Source organism: Cryobacterium sp. Y29 (genome assembly GCF_002929825.1).
Classification (GTDB): Bacteria; Actinomycetota; Actinomycetes; order Actinomycetales; family Microbacteriaceae; genus Cryobacterium.
Map to the genome: position 1 here is coordinate 109,155 of NZ_PJJN01000037.1, position 21,473 is coordinate 130,627.

Annotated in this window: 21 protein-coding genes; 6 read left to right on the top strand and 15 right to left on the bottom strand. The window is 63.3% G+C overall.

Annotated features, from left to right (window positions below; all coding sequences use genetic code 11):
- Window positions 1-45: 45 nt before the first annotated feature.
- The 3 genes from CXY74_RS15520 to CXY74_RS15530 all read right to left on the bottom strand — a co-directional run bounded on the left by CXY74_RS15520 (window position 46) and on the right by CXY74_RS15530 (window position 2,584).
- Window positions 46-1,266, bottom strand: a complete 1,221-nt coding sequence (locus tag CXY74_RS15520; RefSeq protein WP_104201263.1) for a calcium:proton antiporter — start codon at window positions 1,264-1,266, stop codon at window positions 46-48.
- A gap of 176 nt (window positions 1,267-1,442) precedes the next feature.
- Window positions 1,443-1,841 (bottom strand): GntR family transcriptional regulator, encoded by a 399-nt coding sequence (locus CXY74_RS15525; protein ID WP_104201264.1) that lies wholly within the window; start codon window positions 1,839-1,841, stop codon window positions 1,443-1,445.
- Window positions 1,838-2,584, bottom strand: coding sequence for a hypothetical protein (locus CXY74_RS15530; protein ID WP_146070172.1), 747 nt, complete (start codon window positions 2,582-2,584; stop codon window positions 1,838-1,840). Before CXY74_RS15530 ends, CXY74_RS15525 begins: the two co-directional genes overlap by 4 nt.
- Window positions 2,585-3,660: 1,076 nt before the next feature.
- Between CXY74_RS15530 and CXY74_RS15535 the strand changes: the two genes are divergently transcribed.
- Entirely contained in the window at window positions 3,661-5,028 is a 1,368-nt protein-coding gene (locus tag CXY74_RS15535; RefSeq protein WP_104201536.1) for a hemolysin family protein, read from the top strand.
- Window positions 5,021-6,061, top strand: coding sequence for a hemolysin family protein (locus CXY74_RS15540; protein ID WP_104201266.1), 1,041 nt, complete (start codon window positions 5,021-5,023; stop codon window positions 6,059-6,061). Before CXY74_RS15535 ends, CXY74_RS15540 begins: the two co-directional genes overlap by 8 nt.
- A 34-nt stretch (window positions 6,062-6,095) precedes the next feature.
- On the opposite strand, the gene CXY74_RS15545 is transcribed toward CXY74_RS15540, so the two are convergent.
- The 9 genes from CXY74_RS15545 to hrcA form a co-directional block, all read right to left on the bottom strand.
- Window positions 6,096-6,986, bottom strand: a complete 891-nt coding sequence (locus CXY74_RS15545) for a universal stress protein (RefSeq protein WP_104201267.1) — start codon at window positions 6,984-6,986, stop codon at window positions 6,096-6,098.
- A gap of 426 nt (window positions 6,987-7,412) precedes the next feature.
- Complete coding sequence (gene era / locus CXY74_RS15550; protein ID WP_104201268.1) at window positions 7,413-8,330, bottom strand: GTPase Era; 918 nt, start codon at window positions 8,328-8,330, stop codon at window positions 7,413-7,415.
- On the bottom strand, window positions 8,327-9,658 hold the full coding sequence (locus CXY74_RS15555) for a hemolysin family protein (RefSeq protein WP_199183266.1): 1,332 nt from the start codon (window positions 9,656-9,658) through the stop codon (window positions 8,327-8,329). The genes era and CXY74_RS15555 overlap by 4 nt, the downstream gene beginning before the upstream one ends.
- Window positions 9,658-10,122 carry an rRNA maturation RNase YbeY gene (gene ybeY, locus CXY74_RS15560; RefSeq protein ID WP_104201270.1) on the bottom strand — a complete coding sequence of 155 codons (465 nt, stop codon included), beginning with the start codon at window positions 10,120-10,122 and terminating at the stop codon, window positions 9,658-9,660. Before ybeY ends, CXY74_RS15555 begins: the two co-directional genes overlap by 1 nt.
- On the bottom strand, window positions 10,119-11,132 hold the full coding sequence (locus tag CXY74_RS15565; protein WP_104201537.1) for a PhoH family protein: 1,014 nt from the start codon (window positions 11,130-11,132) through the stop codon (window positions 10,119-10,121). The genes ybeY and CXY74_RS15565 overlap by 4 nt, the downstream gene beginning before the upstream one ends.
- Window positions 11,133-11,208: 76 nt before the next feature.
- Window positions 11,209-11,586 carry an HIT domain-containing protein gene (locus CXY74_RS15570; RefSeq protein ID WP_104201271.1) on the bottom strand — a complete coding sequence of 126 codons (378 nt, stop codon included), beginning with the start codon at window positions 11,584-11,586 and terminating at the stop codon, window positions 11,209-11,211.
- Window positions 11,587-11,605: 19 nt separating this feature from the next.
- A complete protein-coding gene (locus CXY74_RS15575; RefSeq protein ID WP_104201272.1) occupies window positions 11,606-12,346 on the bottom strand; it encodes a 16S rRNA (uracil(1498)-N(3))-methyltransferase in 741 nt (246 codons plus the stop codon).
- A 1-nt stretch (window position 12,347) separates the two neighbouring features.
- Entirely contained in the window at window positions 12,348-13,454 is a 1,107-nt protein-coding gene (gene dnaJ / locus CXY74_RS15580; protein WP_104201273.1) for a molecular chaperone DnaJ, read from the bottom strand.
- Window positions 13,455-13,533: 79 nt separating this feature from the next.
- Entirely contained in the window at window positions 13,534-14,553 is a 1,020-nt protein-coding gene (gene hrcA / locus CXY74_RS15585) for a heat-inducible transcriptional repressor HrcA (protein ID WP_104201274.1), read from the bottom strand.
- A 463-nt stretch (window positions 14,554-15,016) separates the two neighbouring features.
- On the opposite strand from hrcA, the gene CXY74_RS15590 reads away from it, so the two are divergent.
- Window positions 15,017-15,424, top strand: a complete 408-nt coding sequence (locus CXY74_RS15590; RefSeq protein ID WP_233193452.1) for a DUF4870 domain-containing protein — start codon at window positions 15,017-15,019, stop codon at window positions 15,422-15,424.
- Here the strand turns inward: CXY74_RS15590 and hemW are convergent.
- Genes hemW through lepA form a run of 3 tightly spaced genes read right to left on the bottom strand, consistent with a single transcriptional unit; the run spans window position 15,421 to window position 19,187 of the window.
- Complete coding sequence (gene hemW / locus CXY74_RS15595; RefSeq protein WP_104201275.1) at window positions 15,421-16,644, bottom strand: radical SAM family heme chaperone HemW; 1,224 nt, start codon at window positions 16,642-16,644, stop codon at window positions 15,421-15,423. The genes CXY74_RS15590 and hemW overlap by 4 nt on opposite strands.
- A gap of 36 nt (window positions 16,645-16,680) precedes the next feature.
- A complete protein-coding gene (locus tag CXY74_RS15600) occupies window positions 16,681-17,331 on the bottom strand; it encodes a DUF1990 family protein (protein WP_104201276.1) in 651 nt (216 codons plus the stop codon).
- Between the two features lie 5 nt (window positions 17,332-17,336).
- Window positions 17,337-19,187, bottom strand: a complete 1,851-nt coding sequence (gene lepA, locus CXY74_RS15605) for a translation elongation factor 4 (protein WP_104201277.1) — start codon at window positions 19,185-19,187, stop codon at window positions 17,337-17,339.
- A gap of 235 nt (window positions 19,188-19,422) precedes the next feature.
- On the opposite strand from lepA, the gene CXY74_RS15610 reads away from it, so the two are divergent.
- The 3 genes from CXY74_RS15610 (at window position 19,423) to CXY74_RS15620 (ending at window position 21,464) form a co-directional block, all read left to right on the top strand.
- Window positions 19,423-20,160 carry an alpha/beta fold hydrolase gene (locus tag CXY74_RS15610; protein ID WP_104201278.1) on the top strand — a complete coding sequence of 246 codons (738 nt, stop codon included), beginning with the start codon at window positions 19,423-19,425 and terminating at the stop codon, window positions 20,158-20,160.
- A gap of 244 nt (window positions 20,161-20,404) precedes the next feature.
- Window positions 20,405-20,668 carry a 30S ribosomal protein S20 gene (rpsT, locus tag CXY74_RS15615; RefSeq protein WP_092339797.1) on the top strand — a complete coding sequence of 88 codons (264 nt, stop codon included), beginning with the start codon at window positions 20,405-20,407 and terminating at the stop codon, window positions 20,666-20,668.
- Between the two features lie 169 nt (window positions 20,669-20,837).
- Window positions 20,838-21,464: a hypothetical protein gene (locus CXY74_RS15620; RefSeq protein WP_104201279.1), complete on the top strand. Its 627-nt coding sequence runs from the start codon at window positions 20,838-20,840 to the stop codon at window positions 21,462-21,464.
- The last annotated feature ends 9 nt before the right edge of the window (window positions 21,465-21,473 follow it).

The window sequence follows — 21,473 nt, forward strand, 5'->3', positions numbered from 1 at the left end:
GGACTTTCGCTCGACTAAGGTCGCGGAGTTATGGGGCAAATAGAGTTATGGGGCAAAGAGCAGTACGGCGAACATGCCAAACAGCACCAGGTGGACAGCTCCGTGGAGGGCAGTGGTGCGCGGCGAGAAATAGGTGATGATGCTCGCTGCCAGTGTCACTGCGATGAGCACCATATTTGCGCTCGATTCCCCAAGAATGACTTCTTGGCCTGTCGCTAGACCGATGATCAGTACTGTCGGGATGGTGAGCCCGACCGTAGACACGAACGCCCCGAGTCCGAGGTTGAGGGTGCGTTGGCCCTCGTCAGCCAGTGCCGCCCGAACTGCGGTCATCGCCTCTGGCGTGAAGACGATGATCGCGATGATCACCCCGCCCAACGCGACTGGAGCGCCCGTGGCCGTGATACCGGCGTCGACCAGGATCCCAAGGTCGTGGGCGAGCAGCACGATCGGCAGGACGGTACCGACCAGCAGGAGGACCCGCCGAACCAGCTCGCCCCTGCCCATGCCGACGACAGCGGCCGCACGAGAGTCGGGGCGGGTTTTTGGAATCTCGGCGGTCGTGACGCTTCCAAAGATCGCCTGGGCGTGGCTGGGCTGCGTGAACAACGCCCGGTTCTTCCCCGTCTGCAGGTAGATGAAGAACCCGTAGAGTGCCGCCGCCAGTACCGAGACGGCGATGGCCTGCGCGGGCACGAGACTCCCGTTGGAAGTGGACACTATAAAGTTTGGCAGCACGAGCGTACACAGCGACAACACGGCGATCATCGCAACGTAGACCGACGCGCCTTCCATGTTGTAGCGCTGCGGGCCGTGCTTCATGCCGCCGAGGAGGAGGGACACACCCATGACTCCGTTGATGATGATCATCATGACGGCGAACACCGAGTCGCGTGCGATCGTCGACGATCCCGACGGCCCAAGCATGACCGAGGAAATGAGGACGACTTCAATGATGACGACGGTCAACGTCAGAACCAACGTACCGAATGGTTCTCCCAGCTTGTGGGCCAGCTTCTCGGCCTGGTGGACGACTCCGAACGCGGCGACCATGATCGCCGCGAGGACGATCAGGAACACGCCCACCGCGACTGCCACACTCGGCGGGTGGGCGACAAGATCATGGCCGACTGTCAGCACGCCGATCGAGACCAGCCATGCAATCGCGAGGGTCATCGTCGTTGATCGGCTCAGCAGAGCCCGCCAACCATCGTTCGAGCGGACCTCGGTCGGGGTGTGAGAATCAACGTGGCGCTTGATGGGCATGAGCCTGCCTTAATCGGAGGCCGTCCCCCTACAAACCGCGGCATCCGAGGTCGTCCCGTGACGCATGAACACAGCATGCATTCACCACAGAGATGATACCAGAAGCATGGTTTTCACCGGAGATCACCGGGTTTAGACCTACACCGAAGTGTCTAACAATGAGGCACTCCGAGAACTCATGACGATTGCGAAGACGATACTTCCGGTGTTGCGGCTTCGGCGTGCTGTTCGGGCCAGATTGCACGGAGGATACGGATGGTGTCGTCCAGGCCAGTGCCGGCGTGGGTGCTGATAGTGACGAGTTGGCGGGCGGCTTCCAAAACCGGTCGCGGTGTCCTCGCCGCGCTTCGGCTGACACGGGTTCCCCCGCCGGTGCGGGCGGTGAGATAGCCCTCGGTTTCGAGCGCCTTGTATGCCTTTGCGACGGTGCCAGGGGCTACGTCGAGGTCCTTCGCCAGCTGACGAACCGAGGGAAGGCGCTCGGCGGCTGCAAGCCGCCCCGAAGCGATCAGCCCGCGGATTTGATCGCGGATCTGCTCCGTGGGCGGCGCGAAGCCTGACAAGGTGATGATCATGATCTGACGGTGGCTGAAGCACGCCGCGTAGACGGGATCGCGGACAGGGCGACCGCGGCCCAGAGGGTAAGCCCGAGTGCAGCGGCGACACTGGACGCGCCGGTGAGCGCCGGCTGTAGCGCGGCGAACGTCGTCCAGAACGTCACGCCTCCCTCCGAGGTCGGGAACCACGACCGTATCGAGGCAGTCCCGGCGAGCGAGCCGAAGATAAGCCCGAGGTGCACGAGGAGCGCACCTGTTCCGACCAAGAGGACGTTACGTGCGCGGACGGACCGGATATGCACATCACGCGCTTGGTCATGGTCAAGTGCTGGTCGGGAGATAAGGACCAGGTCGAGTACGACGATCGCGATCATGAGTCCGATGAGGATCAGACAGGGTACGGAGTAGAACCATCCATAGATGCTGGTACCCATAATCCGTTCCCCACCGAGGTCCACGGTGTACATCGTGTATCGGCCTGTCACCTCATCCGGCTCCGAGACGGCACCAGCCGTGAAGGTGGCAACGAGGATGAGCGCGAGGACCACGGTAGGAGTGACGAACCACCACCCGCGCGCGAAACTAAGCGCCGTCCGGGGCGTGAGGTCCGCAGCGCCCCGCCCGCGTCGTGCCCGAACGGGGAAAGCGACGAGCACCAAGCCGAGGATGCCGAGCCATAGCGGGATCGCGAACCGGTAGTCGGAGTACCACTCCCAGACCCCACTCGGAACCTCGAGCACTAGCGGCAGTAGCCCATCCATTAGCCGCGCCGCGACCCCACCAAGCAAAAGAGTCAGCCCCGCCGCCAGAGAAAACGCGCTCGGGCTGCCGCCAGGCTGCTCCCTCTTGCACCCCCAAACCAGCCACCACACCGACGCGAGAACAATGCCCGCTGCCACAGGGCCCAGCACCATGAAGAACAACCAAACCATCTCTACCACCCCTCGACTTGTATCACTCAAACGATACACTTATGTATCACTCAATTGATACGCTGCCAACACCCCCTTGAACCTCACTCGCCAAAGAAGCACCGCACGACGCTCACGAGCCGCTGGGCATCCGTGAGTCTCACATCCCCAGAGATAAGCAATATCTCAAAACCGCCGAGTCATCTGAGGCGTCTGAGGTGAATTCGTGATAGCCGCAAAATGCCCAGGGATAGGGCGCACAAAAACATTCTTGTTGCGTTGACTCTCAGAATCCGCTCCTCCTTCACCGGGCATTTTCTCGGGCGAGCCTTACGGAATCATTGCCCTCTCGGCACCCGAGGGAACAACCCGAGGGAACAATGTAGACAATGATGATTCGAAGGTGTCCGGGTCGCCGTCCCAGCAAACGCACGTCATTGTGATGGCCAGCGGAGTCGCTCGCCTGCCGCTGGGCACTGGGTAATTCGTGTGTGGTCGGGGCTCTTCGCAGTGACCACCCCAGGGCTTGTGCCTGCCGCGCACGTGGGCATGGGCAGCGTCACACCGGACGCCTCCGGGATCACGATCGGAATCGTGGAACTTCCCGCTGGGCGCACCCTCGAACAGCTCGGCACGGCGTTCGCACAAGCCTTGCAGCGACCGGATGTTCCCATTGCAGTGGAAGTCAGCGCACGGTTGTGCCATTCAATGGCTGAGCGCCAAGGGTTCCGTTCGCGGGTGTTTGTGGGCCCGGGCGTGCGAGGGGCCGCCAGGGTGTCGAAGCGGCGCCCGACGGATGGTTGCGGTACTTTTCTCAGCCTGCTCCGAGTGCCTTTGGTACTCTGGTGACACAATGGACCCTGATAAACCCTCGCCCCTTCCATCGCTTCTTCGCACAATGTCCCCAAATTTGAGGGGGCCACATGCTGTTTGAGTGGGCGATGGTGGGGGTGGGCCTGCTCCTGACCGTGGGTACGGGTATATTCGTTGCGGCCGAGTTTTCTCTTGTCACGTTGAACCGCAACGATCTTGAGGCCCGTCAGGAACGCGGCGAAAAGCGCCTCGGACCGACTATCAAGGCGCTGAAGATCACGTCGACGCACCTGTCCAGCGCGCAATTGGGCATCACCCTGACCACACTGCTGACTGGGTTCACGTTCGAGCCCGCAATCACATCATTGCTGACGGAGCCCTTGGCAGGAGTCGGTATACCCGACGGCCTGATCCCCGTGCTCGGCTCCATCATCGCGATTTCGGTGGCGACACTGTTCTCCATGGTGATCGGCGAGCTTGTGCCGAAAAACTTTGCTTTGGCCGTACCGTTGGCCACGGCCAAAATCGTCGTGCCCCCGCAAGCACTGTTCACTGCAGTGTTCAAACCCATCATCTTGCTATTCAACAACACCGCCAATGCCCTGATCCGTCTGGTGGGCATCGAGCCCAAGGAAGAACTATCTGGGGCGCGCACCGCGGAAGAGCTCAGCTTCCTGGTGCGGCGGTCGGCTCTGGAGGGCGTGCTCGACACCGATCACGCGGCGATGCTGCACCGCACGCTCCGGTTCGCCGATCACACGGTCGCCGACGTCATGACACCTCGGGTGCGGATGGCCTCCGTCCAGGTCGCTGATACGGCCGACAGTATCGTGCGGCTCTCTACGGCCACCGGCTACTCGCGTTTTCCGGTCATCGATAAAAACTCCGACGACATCGTCGGTATCCTGCACGTCAAGCAGGCCTTCGCGGTCGAGCTCGACCGCCGCGATCAGATCACTGCCGACGAACTCAAGATGGACGCGCTGCGTGTGCCCGAGTCGATGGCCGTGGACACCCTCCTCGCTCTGCTGCGTAAGCAGGGCTTCCAGATCGCTGTCGTCGCTGATGAATACGGCGGAACGGCGGGCATCGTCACGTTGGAAGACCTCGTCGAAGAACTCGTGGGCGAGCTGGAAGACGAGCATGATCGGGCGAAAGCTGGCGTCATCCGCTCGGGGCGGTCCGTGGTGTTCGACGCCAGCTGGCGGCCGGACGAACTGTTCGACCGTGCCGGTGTCACCGTTCCCGACGACGGCGACTACGAAACCGTTGCCGGGTTCATCGCCGACCAACTCGACCGGATTCCCGAGGTGGGCGACGAGGTCCCTATCGATGGAGGGCTCCTGCGGATCGACCGGGTGGATGGCGTGCAGGTTCAACGCGTGCGCTACACCCCGTCCGACCCGGAGCACGACCCCAGTCTGGCCACCAGACACGACCGAATCGTCAACCAGATCCAGAAGGACCTAACCCATGAGTGAGTACTGGCCGGGCCTGATCTGGCTCGTCGTGCTGTTGATCGTCAACGCATTCTTCGTCGGTGCCGAGTTCGCCGTGATCTCGGCCCGGCGCTCGCAGATTGAACCGCTCGCCGAACGCGGCAGTAAGGCCGCGAAGACCACCCTGTGGGCGATGGAACACGCAACTCTAATGCTGGCGACCAGCCAACTCGGCATCACCGTGTGCTCGTTGCTGATCCTGAACGTGTCCGAACCGGCCATTCACGGCCTGTTGGAGTACCCACTCGCCGTGACCGGACTCTCCGACGCCGCGATCAGTGTGATCGCTTTTGGTATCGCTTTGGCGCTGGTGACCTTCCTGCACGTCGTCTTCGGCGAGATGATTCCCAAAAACATTTCCTTCTCCGTTCCCGACCGTGCCGCGCTCATCCTGGCGCCACCGCTCGTGCTCGTCGCCCGCATCTTCACACCCGTGATCGGCAGCTTGAACTGGTTGGCGAACGGGGTGCTGCGCCTGTTCAAAGTGCAGCCCAAGAATGAGGCGACCAGCGCATTCACCCTCGACGAGGTTGCCGGCATCGTGGAAGAGTCCACACGCGAAGGATTATTGCGGGATGCCTCGGGCACCCTCTCGGCTGCGTTCGAGTTCACCTCAAAACGCGTCTCCGACGTAGAGGTACCCCTGTCCTCGATGGTTCACCTACCGGCCTTGGCGTCGCCGTCCGACATTCAACAAGCTGTCGCCCAGCACGGATACTCCCGCTATATCCTCACCGACGAAGACGGGCAACCCACCGGATACCTGCACCTCAAGGATGTGATGGATCTCACCGACGGAAACACGTTCACCCGGCCCGTTCCCGCCAAACGCATCCGCCGCCTGGCGTCCGTCTTCCGGGACAGCGAATTAGAGGATGCCCTGGCAGCCATGCGCCGGCTGGGAGCGCACGTGGCCACGTCCTTCGACGCGGACGGCGTCGCCACCGGAGTTTTATTCCTCGAGGACATCATCGAGGAACTCATCGGCGAAGTCGAAGACGCCACGACCGTATAGCCACGGGAGGGTCTCCGAACCAGTGAAACGCGAACTAGGAACCGGTTCCTGTTATGCGTCTCTCACTCCGGACCTGGTCCCGGGCGGCTGGGTGCGGCACGACCACGACCGGGCACGGCATACTGATCAAGAGGTCGTGAGCGACCGAGCCGAGTAATAGTCCCGTCATCATCCCTCGTCCGTGGGTTCCCACCACGACCAGTTCAGCGTACTCGGCCGCGTTGGTGAGGACCACAGCAGCAGATCCGTGTTCGAGGGTGTCTCGCACCATCACGGTCGGATGCTCGGCACGAACCCGTTCAACCACTCCCGCCAAAACTTCAGCGTGCGCCATCCGTATCTCGTCATAAGGGCTAGCACCAGCGCTCAACCATCCGAGAGCGAGCAGGGTGGGGATGCGCCACGCATGCACGACCGACAGTTCACGGCCGAGCCGCTCAGCTTCCCGAGCGGCGAAGTCCACCGCAAGGTGAGAAGTTTCGTCGTCATCCACGCCGACGACGATGGCACCGTTACAAGGCGTCCAGTCTGTGGGCACGGTAACGAGGGGGCAGGTCACACCCGCTGCGATCTGGTGGCGCAATGTTCCATAGAGGGAGCCTGCGGCCTCACGCGTACCGATAACCATCAGATCGGCATCCGCGGCGGAAATCAACAGCTCGTGGCGCGGCGCGCCTCGTCGTACCGACGTCATCACCTGCACGGCGGGCGCGTCGCGTTTCACCCGATTCGCGGCATCCATCAACATCTGCTCGTAAGCGGGAAGAACCCAGTCCTTCGTAATGGTCGTCGGCAATCTGGCCAGATCAATAACGGTGGTGAGTTCCAGGGATAGGTGAGAAGTGCGGGCACGCTCGATCACCCAGTCGAGCGCAGCGGGACTTCCCGTGCCGCCATTCAGTGCAAGAACAATTGTCTCGGCCATATCGTTTGCTCTCCTCGATCTCAGGGAGAATTGGTGCCCGGGCTATCACGTCACGTTCTCACTAAAACATAGTTACCGAAAAAAAACGATAAATACGTGTAACCCCATCTGCGGCGTCACACATCAATCCACTAACGGTGCTTTCGCTGCGTGAACATGCGGTGTCAGGGTCTGTCGCCGACGGCCTGACAAACAACCTGCCTGGACAGGCCTCCGCTGAACCGGACACGGCTTTTCAGAACAGAGGCCGCGAACGGGCAACCCTGACGGCCGCGCGTCACTCGATAGCACTCGCAACGAGCCTTACGGTGACGATCCGAGACCGGGTGCCCCTCACCACGGCTTTTGAACGTCGTGGCCAGGTTGGTCAGACCGTTCGGACGAGATGACGATTGCGGGCAGCGCCCAAAGTGACCACCCTGCGCGTTAGAAACCGAGGCGCCCGAGCTGCTTCGGGTCGCGCTGCCATTCCTTGGCGATTTTCACACGCAGCGAGAGAAAGACGCGCTTACCGACAAGGGGCTCGATCTGCTTGCGCGCGCGGGTACCGACATCCTTCAGTCGGCTGCCCGACTTGCCGATGATGATGCCCTTCTGGCTGTCCCGTTCCACAAACAGGTTGGCGTAGATTTCGACCAGTTCCTGGTCGTCGCGCTCGATGATGTCGTCGATGGTCACGGCGATCGAGTGCGGCAGCTCGTCGGTGACTCCCTCGAGGGCGGCCTCACGAATGAACTCCGAGATGCGCGACTCAAGGGTCTCGTCCGTGACGGCGTCGGCTGGGTATAGCGGGGCATCCGCGTACGGCAGCAGGCGCAGCAGTTCGGTTGCGAGAATGTCCAGCTGGATGCGGCTGGTGGAGGAAATCGGAACGATCGCCTCCCAGTCCCGCAGCTGCGAAACAGCGAGCAACTGGTTGGCGACGTTGGTTTTGGAGGACGCATCAATCTTGGTGACGATGGCGACCTTTTTTGCACGGGGGAAGTCATCCAGTTGCTCGTTGATGAATTTGTCCCCCGGACCGATCGGCTCGTTGGCCGGGATGCAGAGACCGATCACGTCGACGCCGGCCAGGGTCGCGGTGACGAGGCTGTTGAGTCGTTCACCGAGAAGGGTGCGCGGACGGTGGATACCGGGGGTGTCGACCAGGATGAGCTGGCCATTTTTCTGGTGCACGATGCCGCGAATGGCGCGGCGGGTGGTTTGCGGCTTCGATGAGGTGATCGCAACTTTCTCGCCCACCAGCGCGTTCGTCAGGGTGGACTTGCCCACGTTGGGACGTCCCACGAACGAGACGAATCCTGCTCGGTACCCGCTCGGGTGGGGCTCGGTTGCTCCGGTCATGACCGTTCTCCTTCATCATCAAACACTGTGCTGTTGTTCGTTACCGTGAGGAATGCTGTTTGCGCATTGATCAAGGCCTGGTCTCGCTCCACCAGCACGGTGCTGATGCGCTTGCGGCGGCCTTCGGTGCGCTCGGCGGTGAGGTTGAGCCCACTGACCGAAGCGACCGACCCGGCAACGGGAAGTCGCCCGAGGGCCTTGGCCAGCAGACCACCCACCGAGTCGACGTCGTCATCGTCGAGTTCGAGATCGAACAGCTCCCCCAGTTCGTCGACCGGCAGTCGAGCACTCACCCGAAAATGCCCGTCACCGAGGTCTTCGACCTCGACTACGTCACGGTCGTACTCGTCGGAAATGTCGCCGACGAGCTCCTCGATCAGGTCTTCGAGGGTGAGCAGTCCGGCGATTCCACCGTACTCGTCGACGACCATGGCCAGGTGGTTGGACTCCAACTGCATCTGCCGCAGCATGTCGTCGGCCTTCTTCGACTCCGGCACGAACACGGCCGGCCGAGCCAGGTCGGCCACGGTGAGCTGAAGCGCGTTGATCGGCCGCTCGAAGACCAGTCGGGCCACATCACGCAGATAGAGAATGCCGGCGACGTCGTCGACCTCACCATCCAACACGGGCAGGCGCGACGTGCCGCTGCTGAGGAACAGACCCATCGCCGCATCGATACTGACGTCAGCGTCGATGGTGATCATGTCGGTGCGCGGAATCATCACCTCACGCACGACCGTCTCACTGAACTCGAAGATGGAGTGGATGAGTTCGCGGTCGTCTTCTTCGATCACATCCAGCTCGGTGGCCTCGTCCACCATGCTGAGCAGCTGGTCTTCGGAGGTGAATGTCGCGAGCTTGGTGCGCCCGGGCGTGACCCGGTTACCGAGGGCGACGAGGGCATTCGCGATGGGTCCAAGCAGAACGCGTCCGACGTGCACGAGCAACGCAGTCGCGGCCAGCAAGCCGACCGGGTGGGCCCGTCCGACGCTGCGCGGGCTGGCACCGACGAGCACAAACGACACCGAGGTCATGATGAGCGCCGACAGCAGCAAAGCGAGCCACACGGCCTCGATCGTGGTCGCGAAGACCAGGGTGACCAGGACGGCGGCCGTGGTCTCGGCGGTGATCCGTATGAAATTGATCGCGTTCAGGTGCGCGCCGGCATCGTCGGCGATGGCCTGTAATGACCGTTTGGCGCGATGATGCGCCACCATGCTCGCGATGTCCGCCCGGGACTGAGTCATGATCGCGGCGTCAACGGCGGCCATCAGTCCGGCAAAAACGACCAGGACCACGGCCGGGTAAATGAACCAGACGATGTGCATCAGTGGCGTTGTCGTTCCTGCATGGCGAAACCGATGAGGATATCGCGCTGAATACCGAACATCTCCTTCTCCTCAGCCGGTTCCGCGTGATCAAAGCCGAGCAGGTGCAGCACGCCGTGGGTGGTGAGCAGCAGCAATTCATCGAGAGTACTGTGGCCGGCGGTTTCCGCCTGCTCCTTGGCGACTTGCGGACAGAGCACAATGTCACCGAGCAGACCCGGCGGGGTTTCCTCCTCCTCGGTACCGGGGCGCAGTTCGTCCATCGGGAAGCTCAGCACGTCGGTGGGGCCGGGTTCATCCATCCACTGCACGTGCAGCTGTTCCATGGCACCCTCATCGACGAGCACGATGGCAAGCTCGGCATCGGCGTGCACGTGCATGGTGTCGAGCGCGAAGGCAGCGAGGCGTAAAATTGCGGCTTCATCGACCGGGATAGCCGACTCGTTGTTAACTTCGATGCTCAACTGGAACTCCGTTTCGGCGTGCGGCCCGAAGCGCTCGTGCGCTGGGGGCCACGGGTGGCAAATTCTCGGGCTTCAGCCGTCTCTTGGCGAAGGGCCTGCTTCTGCGCGTCGTACTCGGTGTAGGCATCGACGATGCGCCCAACAAGCGAGTGCCTCACGACATCGGCGCTGGTCAAATATGCAAAGTGGATGTCGTCGACCCCGTCGAGCACGCGCGTGACCAGTTTCAGGCCGCTCGTGCCGGCTGGCAGGTCGATCTGGGTGACGTCTCCGGTGATGACCATCTTCGAGCCGAACCCCAGGCGGGTCAGGAACATCTTCATCTGCTCCGGCGTGGTGTTCTGGGCTTCGTCGAGCACGACGAAGCTCGCGTTGAGGGTGCGCCCGCGCATGTAGGCCAGCGGCGCCACCTCGATCGTGCCAGCAGCGAGTAATTTGGGAATGAGCTCGGGGTCGAGCATTTCGCCGAGCGCATCGTAGAGCGGGCGCAGGTACGGGTCGATCTTGTCGGTGAGGGTGCCGGGCAGAAAACCCAATCGTTCCCCAGCCTCCACGGCCGGGCGAGTCAGGATGATGCGCTCGACCTCTTTGTTCTGCAGCGCCCGTACCGCTTTGGCCATGGCCAGATAGGTCTTGCCGGTTCCGGCCGGGCCGATGCCGAATACGATCGTGTTGTCGTCGATCGCGTCGACATAATCCTTCTGCCCAATCGACTTGGCCCGAATGCTCTTGTTCCGTGCCGTGAGGATGGGGGCGCCCAGTTGGGCGGATGGACTCACGGAACTGTCGGCAGCGAGCATCCGCGCTGACGTGGCGACCTCGGTCTCGCCGAGATCATGGCCAGTGCGCAGTGCCAGTTGCAGTTCCTCGATCAGCCGACGCACTGCCGCCACCTCGCCAGCCGTGCCGCTCAGGGTGACCTCGTTGCCGCGCACGTGCACGTCCACCCGGGGGTGGGCAGCCTCGATGGTACTCAGGTAGCGATCTTCGGGCCCGAGCAGGCGCACCATGGCAACGCCGTCGACGGTGAAGCGCAACTCGGTGTTGCCGCTGGCGGCGGAGTTGCCGGATTTCGCGTTGTGGGGCTCAGAGGGCGCCAAGCGAGTCCTCCCCCAGAGATTCGGTCGGTTCCTGACTGCCCAGCACGTGGGCGTGCACGTGGAACACGGTCTGGCCGGCGGTCGCCCCGGTGTTGAAGACGAGGCGGAACTGCCCGTTGGTTCGTTCGGCAGCGATGCGCTCGGCTACCGAGACGAGTTCGGCCAGAAGGGCCGGGTTGCCTGCGGCCAGTTCGACGACGTTCTGATACTGCGGGTCTTTGGTGGTGATGACGACGTGCACCGGAGCTTTCGGGGCAATGTCGAGGAACGCGATGATGTGTTCGGTCTCGGCGACGATCGTCGCTGGAATCTCACGCGCGATAATGCGGCTGAAAATGGTCGGTTCAAAACCGGAAGAAGACATGCCTCTATCTTAAGCGGCGCTACCAGCGGCCGAAGGTCGCATTGAGGATTGCGAGGGCAGCGGGACCGGCGGTCGACGTGCGAAGCACGGTGTCACCGAGGCGCACCTGGGTCGCGCCGGCTTGTTCCAGCAGGAGCAGCTCGGCCGGGGAGATTCCGCCCTCGGGCCCGACGACGAGCAGAATGTCGCGGTCGTCGGTGGGCGCGGCCACCTCGGTGAGGCGACCGCTCGCGGACGGCTCGAGCAGCAGCATCCGCGTGGTGGCAGCGAGCACGGCCAGTTGTTTGGTGCTGGCGAGCGGCGCGACGCCCGGCAGCCAGGCCCGAATGGACTGCTTGCTGGCCTCGCGCACAATGCTGATCCAGCGTTCGTGGCCTTTGGCTAACTTCGGGCCCTCCCATTTGGTGATGGAACGGGATGCGGCCCAGGGAATGACGCCGTCGACACCGAGTTCGGTGGCGGCTTGTACGGCAAGCTCGTCGCGATCACCCTTGGCGAGGGCCTGCACCAAACGGATGCGCGGCGACGCCGCCGCGGTCTCGCTCGCGTCATCCACGCGCAGGGTCAACACCGTGGCTTCCGCCGTCAGCACCGTACCCTGCAGCAGCAACCCGGCTCCATTGCCTAAGCGCAGCCGGTCTCCGGGACGAACCCGGCTGACCGTGACCGCGTGCCGCGCCTCGGCGCCATCAACAGAAACGACGTCCCCCGGGCGACACTGTGCCGCCCGGAGCGTCTCCTGCAGATAAAAATGTGCCACGTCAGCCGAGGAACCGGTCGCGCAGCTTCGCGAACAAACCCTGCTGGTACTGGCTCAGGGTGGGCGCAGGCGCTGCATAACGGGCAGCGAACTGCTCGATCAGGTCGCGTTCCTTGTGGTCGAGCTTGGTCGGTGTAAGCACGTGGATGCCGATCTTTAGGTCGCCTCGCCCGTTGCCTCGCAGCTTGGTGATGCCACGGTCCTTGATCGTGAGCACTTCTGAGCTTTGCGAACCAGCGCGAATCTCCACTTCGATATCACCGTCGAGGGCTTTCACGGTGACGTTGGTGCCAAGAATTGCGCTCGTCATCGACACGTCGAGCGAGCACATGAGGTCGTCGCCGTCGCGACTGAACACGTCGTGGTGGCGCACCTTCATCTCGAGGTAGAGGTCACCATTCGGGCCGGCGGCGGGACCGGCTTCTCCGCTGCCGGGCATCTGCAGGCGCAGGCCGGTGTCGACTCCGGCCGGAATGTCCACCGGAACCGTGCGCCGGGCGCGCACGCGGCCCTGCCCGGAGCAGGTCATGCACGGCGTCGCGATGATAGTGCCGAAACCGCGGCAGGAGCCGCACGGGCTCGACGTCATCACGTTGCCGAGCAGAGACCGAACGGCGCGCTGAATACTGCCGGTACCGTGGCAGATGTCGCAGGTGATCGGTGATGTGCCGGGGGCGCAGCAGGAGCCCTTGCAGGTGTCACAAACGATCGCGGTGTCGACCTCGAGGTCGCGATGCGTGCCGAAGATGACCTCATCGAGGTCGAGTTCAACCCGGATGAGGGCGTCCTGGCCGCGTTCGCGGCGCGACCGTGGACCGCGGCTGCTGCCGCCTCCTCCGCCGAAGAAGGTCTCGAAGATGTCGCCGAAGTTGCCGAAGTTCTGGCCGTCGAACCCGCCGTTCTGACCGCCGCCCTGGTCGTATTTCTGACGCTGTTTCGCATCGCTCAGCACGTCATAGGCATGGGTGATGCTTTTAAACCGTTCCGACGCTTCAGCGCCGGGGTTCACGTCGGGGTGCAGTTCACGGGCAAGGCGGCGATAGGCCTTTTTGATTTGGTCGGTGGTTGCGTCGCGGTCAACGCCGAGAGCTTCGTAGTGGTCAGCCAAAGGTGGCTCTCCTTGAGTTTTTTATGAATATGGTTCTGGTTCTGGTGATGTGGTCTCTGCCGCCGAGGCGACAACAGCTTTAGGTCTCGCCGAGCAGGCGGGAGAGGTAGCGAGCGACGGCGCGCACCGCCGCCATGTTATTGGAGTAATCCATGCGCGTGGGACCAAGCACGCCCAGGCGGGCGAGGTTACCGTTCGCGGTGTAGCCGCTGGTCAACACGCTTGCTTCGGGAAGGCCGAACGCCGCGTTCTCCCGGCCGATGCTCACCGAAACTCCGTGCTGGTCGGTCTCCATTTCGCCGAACAGTCGCAGCAACACCACCTGCTCTTCGATGGCTTCGAGTACCGGGTAGATGCTGCCGGAGAAATCTTCCTCGGTGCGCACAAGGTTCGCTGCTCCCGCCATGACGAGTTTATCCTGGCGGTTGGCGCCGATTTGGTCGGCGAGGGTGTTCGTGATGAGGTCGATGAGCGGTTGCAGCATCGGCGCGCCCGGCCAGACGCTCGCGGCGAGGGCGGCTCTGGCCTCGACCATGCCGAGTCCAACGACAGCGACATTGAGTCGGGTGCGTACTTCGACGAGGGTCTGCTCATCGAGCGCCCGCGGCAGATCGATCACGCGTTGTTCCACCCCGCCGGAATCAGTGATCAGCACCGACAGGATACGCGTCTCGGTCAGCGGCACGAACTCGATGTGCCGCACCTTGGCGCGAGACACAGAGGGATATTGCACGAGCGCGACCTGATGAGTGAGCTGGGAGAGCAGTCGCACACTGCGCACGAGTACCTCGTCAAGGTCGGCGGAGTGACCCAGAAAGGTTTCAATGGCTTGACGTTGCGCCGGCGTCAGTGGCCGCAGATCAGCGAGGTGGTCGACGAAAACTCGGTAGCCCTTATCGGTGGGGATGCGCCCCGACGAGGTGTGCGGCGCTGCGATCAGGTCTTCTTCTTCGAGGAGGGCCATGTCGTTACGAATGGTGGCAGCGGAGACGCCGAAGGCGTGCCGATCAACGATGGATTTGGAGCCGACGGGTTCACGAGAGGCAACGTAGTCCTGCACGATGACGCGCAACACATCGAGGCCACGGTCGGAAACCATTGCGCCCACCTTCCTGATTCGTGAGGTCCAGCTTGAGTTCTGCGGATGCCGCTTACCGCGCGCTCTAAGGGTCACACGGGAAGGTACGTTTGCCAGCACATCGCTGGCACTCGCATCCATTGACTGCTAATCATATCGCGACTGCCTGAGCAGACCCATTGCCAGCCGTTCGAAGCGAGGGTTTAATTACGCGTATAGCACCCAGCACGTTCAGTGAAGGGGACGATCACGAGCGATCCATAGTCACAATCTTTGAACGACCCACACAATCGTGAACCGAACGTCGAAAAAGCCATGGGACGGCCGGAACGACCGATATCCGTGGTCGATTCCGGTCAGTTCACCACGGGCACGGTTAGTCTGGAGGCGGCAGGCGTGGCCACTGCACGACTGTATGAGTGGCTCCGGTGACCAAGCGCCGGAACTGCTGCGACCAGACCAACTTACTCGAACAGGAGACCACATGTCCGAGAACGATCCGCGCACGAACCCCTATGAATCCACCCCGCCGCAAAATCCCTACTCGCAAAATATCCCTCGCCAGCCGATGAGCCCGGCAGACGAGAAGATGTGGGCGACTTTGATTCACGTCGGCGGCATTCTGCTCGTTTTTCTACCCGGCCTCATCGGTTACCTCATGCTGCGCGATCGTGGTCCGTTCATTCGCGCCCACAGCGCAACGGCGCTGAATTTTCAGATCACCCTGACGATCGTCTATGTGGTGGGAAGCGCGTTGACGAGCATCCTGATCGGATACCTGATTCTGCCGGTCGCCTTCGCCCTCGGCATCATTTTCTCGATCCTGGCCGCGCTGGCAGCCAATCGCGGCCAGGGCTACGCCTACCCGCTCACGATCAAATTCTTCAGCTAATCGCTGAGACGCCGCACCACAGCGTCGGCCAGGAGTCGCCCGCGTAGGGTCAGTTCTACTGTTCCGGCAAGGGCGGCTTTGGCGTTGATGAGTTCGTCGGCGATCAGACCGGCAACCTCGACACGCCCGGTCGCCGACAGCGACGCGACCGGGATCCCGGAGCGGATCCGGCTCTGCAAGAGGATGCGTTCGAGCTCACGGGTGGGCGCGTCGAGCGTCTCGCGACCAGCGGCCGGCGACAGGCCGTCCCGCATCCGTTCGGAATAGGCGGCCGGATGCTTGACGTTCCACCAGCGCACGCCGCCGACGTGGCTGTGGGCGCCGGGGCCGACGCCCCACCAGTCCTGGCCGGTCCAGTAGGCGAGGTTGTGCCGGGATCTGTGGGCGTCGCTCGTCGCCCAGTTGCTGACCTCGTACCAGTCGTACCCGGCGGCGGCGAGAAGTTCGTCGGCCAGCTCGTAAAAGTCAGCCTGCTGATCGTCGTCGGTCGGAGCGATCTCGCCGCGGCGAATCTGCCGGGCGAGCTTGGTACCGTCTTCGACAATGAGCGAATAGGCGCTCAGGTGGTCGGGATGCAAACTGAGCGCCTGTTCGAGACTCGTGCGCCAGTTCGCGAGGGACTCCCCCGGCGTGCCGTAGATCAGGTCGAGGCTCACGTCGAGCCCGGCGGCGCGGGCCCACTCCACGACGAGCGGCACCCGCTCGGGGTCGTGGGTGCGCTCCAGCGTGGCGAGCACGTGCGGCACGGCAGACTGCATGCCGAACGACACGCGCGTGAAGCCGGCATCGGCGAGGGCACCGAGGTAGGCGGCGTCGACCGAGTCGGGATTCGCCTCGGTGGTCACCTCGGCGCCGTCCTGTAAACCCCACTGCGCGCGCACCGCAGCGAGCATGCGGGTCAGGTCGGTCACCGGCAGTAGCGTCGGCGTGCCTCCCCCGAAGAAGACCGTGGTGACTTCGCGTGCCGGCACGTCCGACGCGGTGAGGATACGCGCGGCTGCCTCGACCTCGAGCACGGCCTGGCTGGCATAGTCGCTTTGTTTGACGCCGCGTAGTTCGGTCGCCGTGTAGGTATTGAAGTCGCAATAGCCGCAGCGCACCCGGCAGAACGGCACGTGCAGGTACACACCGAAATCGCGTTCGGCCGCACTGACGGCCGCCGACGCGGGAAGGAGTCCGTCGGCGGGTGCTGGGTCGCCGACGGGGTGGGGTCCGGCCATGGGTAAAGCTCCAGTACGTTCGTTATGTGATGCGCGTTATTTGATCGCGCCGACGGGATGCAGGGCCCGCAGGTATAGCTTGGTGAATTTCGCCTGCTGAAAGCGCAGCACCGGCCAAGCCAGGCGGTAGTACCAGGTGCTGGCCCGCGAGAAGGAGCGGATGGTCAGCCAGACCGAGTCGTCGTCCCGGTGTTCGACGATGAAGGATTCTTCGCCGCTCTCGGGGTGACCGGTCAGAGTTCCGTACGCGAACCCGATGCGGGCGGCCTCGTCGATAACGTAGACCACGCGCACCGGCGCGGTCACGGCGAAGAGCCAGACCTTCATTTTCAACGCCGCGGTCATACCGTTGGCGATATATGGCGTGCCGTCGTCTGCGAAAGTCGCTTCATTGACCGGATGCTGCTGCCCGACTGCAGGGGTGCCGTCGGCTTGAAAGGTGACCGGGGTGTACTGCACGCCGGTACCGTTCTCAAGATCGGTCACCTCCATGCCGCTGCCGCGCTGGATTCCCCACGTCATCAGCAACTTGGTCGCGGCTTCGAACCGTTCGTGGGAACTGCCCAGCTTCACGCTCTGTTCCATAGGGCGGTAACCCTTGGGCGGATAGCTCATCAGGTCGGGCGCCAACGTGCCGCCGATGGCAGCGTAGCTGACGGCGGCGTCGGTGAAAGTAGCCCTGCGCATCTGTTTTACTTCTTGTCTTTCGTCTCAATGTCCCCCGACAGTGCCGCGATGAACGCTTCCTGGGGAACTTCGACCCGGCCGACCATCTTCATGCGCTTCTTGCCCTCTTTCTGCTTCTCCAGCAGTTTGCGCTTGCGCGAGATATCACCGCCATAGCACTTGGCGAGCACGTCTTTACGCATCGCCGAAATGCTCTCGCGGGCGATGATGTGGGCGCCGATCGCGGCCTGGATGGGCACCTCGAACTGCTGGCGCGGAATGAGTTTGCGCAGGCGCCCGGTCATGAGAGCGCCGTAGGCATAGGCCTTGTCCCGGTGAACAATGGCAGAAAACGCGTCAACCTGCTCGCCCTGCAGCAGGATGTCGACCTTGACGAGGTCGGCTTCCTGCTCGCCGGAGGGCTCGTAGTCGAGTGAGGCGTAGCCGGCGGTGCGGCCCTTGAGCATGTCAAAGAAGTCGAACACGATCTCCCCCAGCGGCATCGTGTAGCGAATCTCGACGCGGTCTTCGCCGAGGTATTCCATACCGAGAAGCGTGCCGCGGCGGCTCTGGCACAGCTCCATAATGACGCCGACGTAGTCTTTCGGCGCGAGGATGGCGGCCTTGACCATGGGTTCGAGCACCTTGGCGATCTTTCCGGTGGGGTATTCGCTCGGGTTGGTGACCGTGACGGTGCGTTTGTCGTCGGTGGTGACCTCGTATGGCACGCTGGGCGCCGTCGTGATCAGGTCGATGTTGAATTCACGCTCGAGGCGTTCGGTGATGATCTCGAGGTGAAGAAGGCCGAGGAAGCCACAGCGAAACCCGAAACCGAGGGCGACGGAGGTCTCCGGCTCGTAGCCGAGACTCGCGTCGGAGAGCTTGAGCTTGTCGAGGGCCTCGCGCAGCGCCGGGTAATCGCTGCCATCGATGGGGTACAGCCCGGAGAACACCATGGGCTGCGGTTCGTTGTAGCCGGGCAGTGCGTCGGTCGCCGGGCGCAGGGCGGTCGTGATGGTGTCGCCGACCTTGGACTGTCGAACGTCCTTCACGCCGGTGATCAGGTAGCCGACCTCGCCGACTTTGAGTCCCTTACTCTCGATCGGTTCGGGCGAGATGACGCCGATCTCGAGGATCTCGTGGGTCGCCCTGGTCGACATCATCTGGATTTTTTCGTGCGCCTTCAGGTGCCCGTCGATCATGCGCACGTAGGTGACGACGCCGCGGTAGCTGTCATAGACCGAGTCGAAGATCATGGCGCGGGCGGCAGCATCCGGGTTGCCCTTCGGGGCCGGAATCATCGTGGTGGCGAGGTCAAGCAGTTCCTGCACCCCGGCGCCGGTCTTGCCGGACACGCGCAGCACGTCTTCGGGCCGGCCCCCGATGAGGCTCGCCAGTTCACGGGCGTACTTGTCGGGGTCGGCGGCCGGCAGATCGATCTTGTTGAGCACCGGGATGATCGTGAGATCGTTCTCGAGGGCGAGGTAGAGGTTGGCGAGGGTCTGGGCTTCGATGCCCTGGGCCGCGTCGACGAGCAGAATAGCGCCCTCGCAGGCGGCGAGGCTGCGTGAAACCTCGTAGGTGAAGTCGACGTGGCCGGGGGTGTCGATCATGTTCAGCGCGTAGGTGACGCCGTCCAGCTCCCACGGCATGCGCACGGCCTGGCTCTTGATGGTGATGCCGCGTTCACGCTCGATATCCATGCGGTCCAGGTACTGGGCCCGCATGGAACGCTCGTCGACGACGCCGGTGATCTGCAGCATCCGGTCGGCGAGCGTCGACTTGCCATGGTCGATGTGGGCGATGATGCAAAAGTTGCGGATGAACTCGGGGGCCGTGGCGGCCGGTTCCAGCGCGTGAAGGGCTCGAGGTGACATAGTGCACCCATTCTTCCACGCTCGGTGCACGTTGACGTTCGACGCGACTGGTGGCGTCGAACGGGAGGGCAACTTTGCACCAGTATGCTCGCCCCGCCAGGCGTGGACTACGCCCCCGTGAGGGTCGCCAGCGTGCTGCCGGCTGGGGCAACCTTTCGGGCGAATCAAACAGGTTTGGCGCAGCCCGGGGCAGACGCCCAGCTGACTGGCCCCGCGGCTGGCTAGGCTCACGGGCATGGCGACTCCCAAGGCCCCCGTGCCGGTTCTGCTCGTGCACGGCATCCGCACCTCGGCCACGATGTGGCGTTTTCAAGAGGAGCGATTGCGTACGGCCGGGTATCCCGTGCTCGCGATCGATCTGCCGGGACACGGACAGCGGATGAGCGAGCCGTTCACGGTGCCGGCCGCGCTCGCCGCCATCGACGACGGAGTGGCGGACCTCGGCGGCCGGGTGCTGCTGGTCGGGCTCTCGCTCGGCGGCTACTACGCCGTGGCCTACGCCGGAGCGCACCCTGATCGCGTGGCCGGGCTGGTGGCTGCGGGCTGTAGCGCCGTGCCGAAGGGAATGTTGCTCGAGGGGTATCGACTCCTGGCCCGTTGGATTCATCGCCTGCCCGATCGGGGCTTATGGCTGCACGAGGCTATGGTGCACCTCATGCTGCCTTCCGCCGGGGCACACGACGTACTCGCGGGCGGCGCCGCTCTCGACGTGATGGATTCCGGGCTGCGCGCGACCTCGACGCTGACCCCGCTGGCCAGCCTGGCCGCGTATCCGGGGCCGATCTGGTTGGTCAATGGCGCGCTCGATCATTTTCGGTTGAACGAGCGGCGCTTCCTCGCCGCCTGCCGCAACGGGAAGGTCGTCGTGGTGCACGGGGCGACACATCTGGCAAGCCTGGCCCAGCCCGAGCGTTTCACGACGATCCTGTTGCGGGTTGCCGGTCAGGTGTCGGCGCGGCCGCGCCCGGTCTGAAGTCGCAGCATCCGTGTGCGTCCCCGATACGACTAGCCGCTGCGGTCACCGGCGTAGCGCCCGCCCTTATCGAGCGCGGTCATCCTTCAGCAGACTGAGGCGCGTTTGGGAGCGCAGGCGATTACTGGTACTGTTAGTGGTTGGCTTGCGTGTCGGGTCCCACCCCGCACGATTTTCGCCGCTTGAGCGCCCTCTACCCGCTCAGCGGCTGTCCATACTAGAACCTAACGAAAGCGTAAACAACGTGGCAAATATCAAGTCGCAGATCAAGCGAATTGGCACCAACAAGAAGGCCCAGGAGCGCAACAAGGCCGTCAAGAGTGAGTTCAAGTCCGCGATTCGCGCGACTCGTACCGCGATTGCCGCCGGCGACAAGGACAAGGCCGTCGTCGGTCTCGCCTTTGCTTCCAAGAAGCTCGACAAGGCCGTCAGCAAGGGTGTCATCCACCAGAACCAGGCTGCGAACAAGAAGTCGGCCATCGCGAAGGCCGTTTCCGCACTCGTCTAATCGACACCCGCACGTGAGGAAACTGTCTCGGCTCCCAGCGAGCGGATGACGCCCCTCGTCGCACAGAAACCCCCCGTCTCACCGGCGGGGGGTTTTTGTTCGTGACGTGGGGCCCGGCATAACTCGCTGGTCCGCGTAGCGGGGCCAGCAACCCCACTAGACTGACGCGGTGACGAGCACCCCACCGGCCAGTTTCAGCACCGCCGACAACGCCCCGCATCACCGGGCGCACGCTCGTTTTGTCGCCGCGTTGCTCAGCGCCGTAGCCTTCGCCGTCGCGGTGTGGCTGGCTGTCAACACGAACGATGCAGTGTTCGGCAGTATGCGCAACCAGCTGCTGATCTCGCTGGTTTCGATCGTGCTTCTAATCATTGGAATCTCGTTCTACCTCAGTGCGGCCGTGACCGGACAGCACGACCCCGAAGGTCTCAAACCCGGGCGGCAGGCGCGCATTGCCCGCCGCGTCCGCTCGCTCTCGAGGCTCGGTGCGGTGTTCGCCGTCGCCGCCCTGCTGGCCGTTGCCGTGCTCGGAGCAGTACGCATTCTGGCGCCGCCCGCCGAACGGCCGGTGTCGGTGCAGTTCACCGAGATCAGCGGGCGAGTGCAACTCGAATACTGCCCGGGCCTGCCGTCATCGTTCGAGGCCTTGGCCAAGTCGACCGACATGGCCAGTTCGTCGACCCTGCTGCCGGTCTGGGTGGCCAGCCGGGTGTGCGGCAATCCGAGTTTTCAACAGGGAGTGTGGCTCTACCTGAACCGCGCGAGCATCACGGTTGCCGACGCCGGCGACCGCTGAAGTCTGGTG

Coding starts and splice junctions, on each gene's coding strand:
- CXY74_RS15570 (WP_104201271.1), bottom strand. CDS start 11,586: ATGTCTTCTTCCGGTTTTGAACCGACCATTTTCAGCCGCATTATCGCG.
- hrcA (WP_104201274.1), bottom strand. CDS start 14,553: ATGGTTTCCGACCGTGGCCTCGATGTGTTGCGCGTCATCGTGCAGGAC.
- CXY74_RS15545 (WP_104201267.1), bottom strand. CDS start 6,986: ATGGCCGAGACAATTGTTCTTGCACTGAATGGCGGCACGGGAAGTCCC.
- CXY74_RS15590 (WP_233193452.1), top strand. CDS start 15,017: ATGTCCGAGAACGATCCGCGCACGAACCCCTATGAATCCACCCCGCCG.
- CXY74_RS15525 (WP_104201264.1), bottom strand. CDS start 1,841: ATGATCATCACCTTGTCAGGCTTCGCGCCGCCCACGGAGCAGATCCGC.
- hemW (WP_104201275.1), bottom strand. CDS start 16,644: ATGGCCGGACCCCACCCCGTCGGCGACCCAGCACCCGCCGACGGACTC.
- CXY74_RS15540 (WP_104201266.1), top strand. CDS start 5,021: ATGAGTGAGTACTGGCCGGGCCTGATCTGGCTCGTCGTGCTGTTGATC.
- CXY74_RS15530 (WP_146070172.1), bottom strand. CDS start 2,584: ATGGATGGGCTACTGCCGCTAGTGCTCGAGGTTCCGAGTGGGGTCTGG.
- era (WP_104201268.1), bottom strand. CDS start 8,330: ATGACCGGAGCAACCGAGCCCCACCCGAGCGGGTACCGAGCAGGATTC.
- lepA (WP_104201277.1), bottom strand. CDS start 19,187: ATGTCACCTCGAGCCCTTCACGCGCTGGAACCGGCCGCCACGGCCCCC.
- CXY74_RS15555 (WP_199183266.1), bottom strand. CDS start 9,658: ATGCACATCGTCTGGTTCATTTACCCGGCCGTGGTCCTGGTCGTTTTT.
- CXY74_RS15520 (WP_104201263.1), bottom strand. CDS start 1,266: ATGCCCATCAAGCGCCACGTTGATTCTCACACCCCGACCGAGGTCCGC.
- CXY74_RS15600 (WP_104201276.1), bottom strand. CDS start 17,331: ATGCGCAGGGCTACTTTCACCGACGCCGCCGTCAGCTACGCTGCCATC.
- CXY74_RS15610 (WP_104201278.1), top strand. CDS start 19,423: ATGGCGACTCCCAAGGCCCCCGTGCCGGTTCTGCTCGTGCACGGCATC.
- CXY74_RS15565 (WP_104201537.1), bottom strand. CDS start 11,132: ATGGTGCGCCTGCTCGGGCCCGAAGATCGCTACCTGAGTACCATCGAG.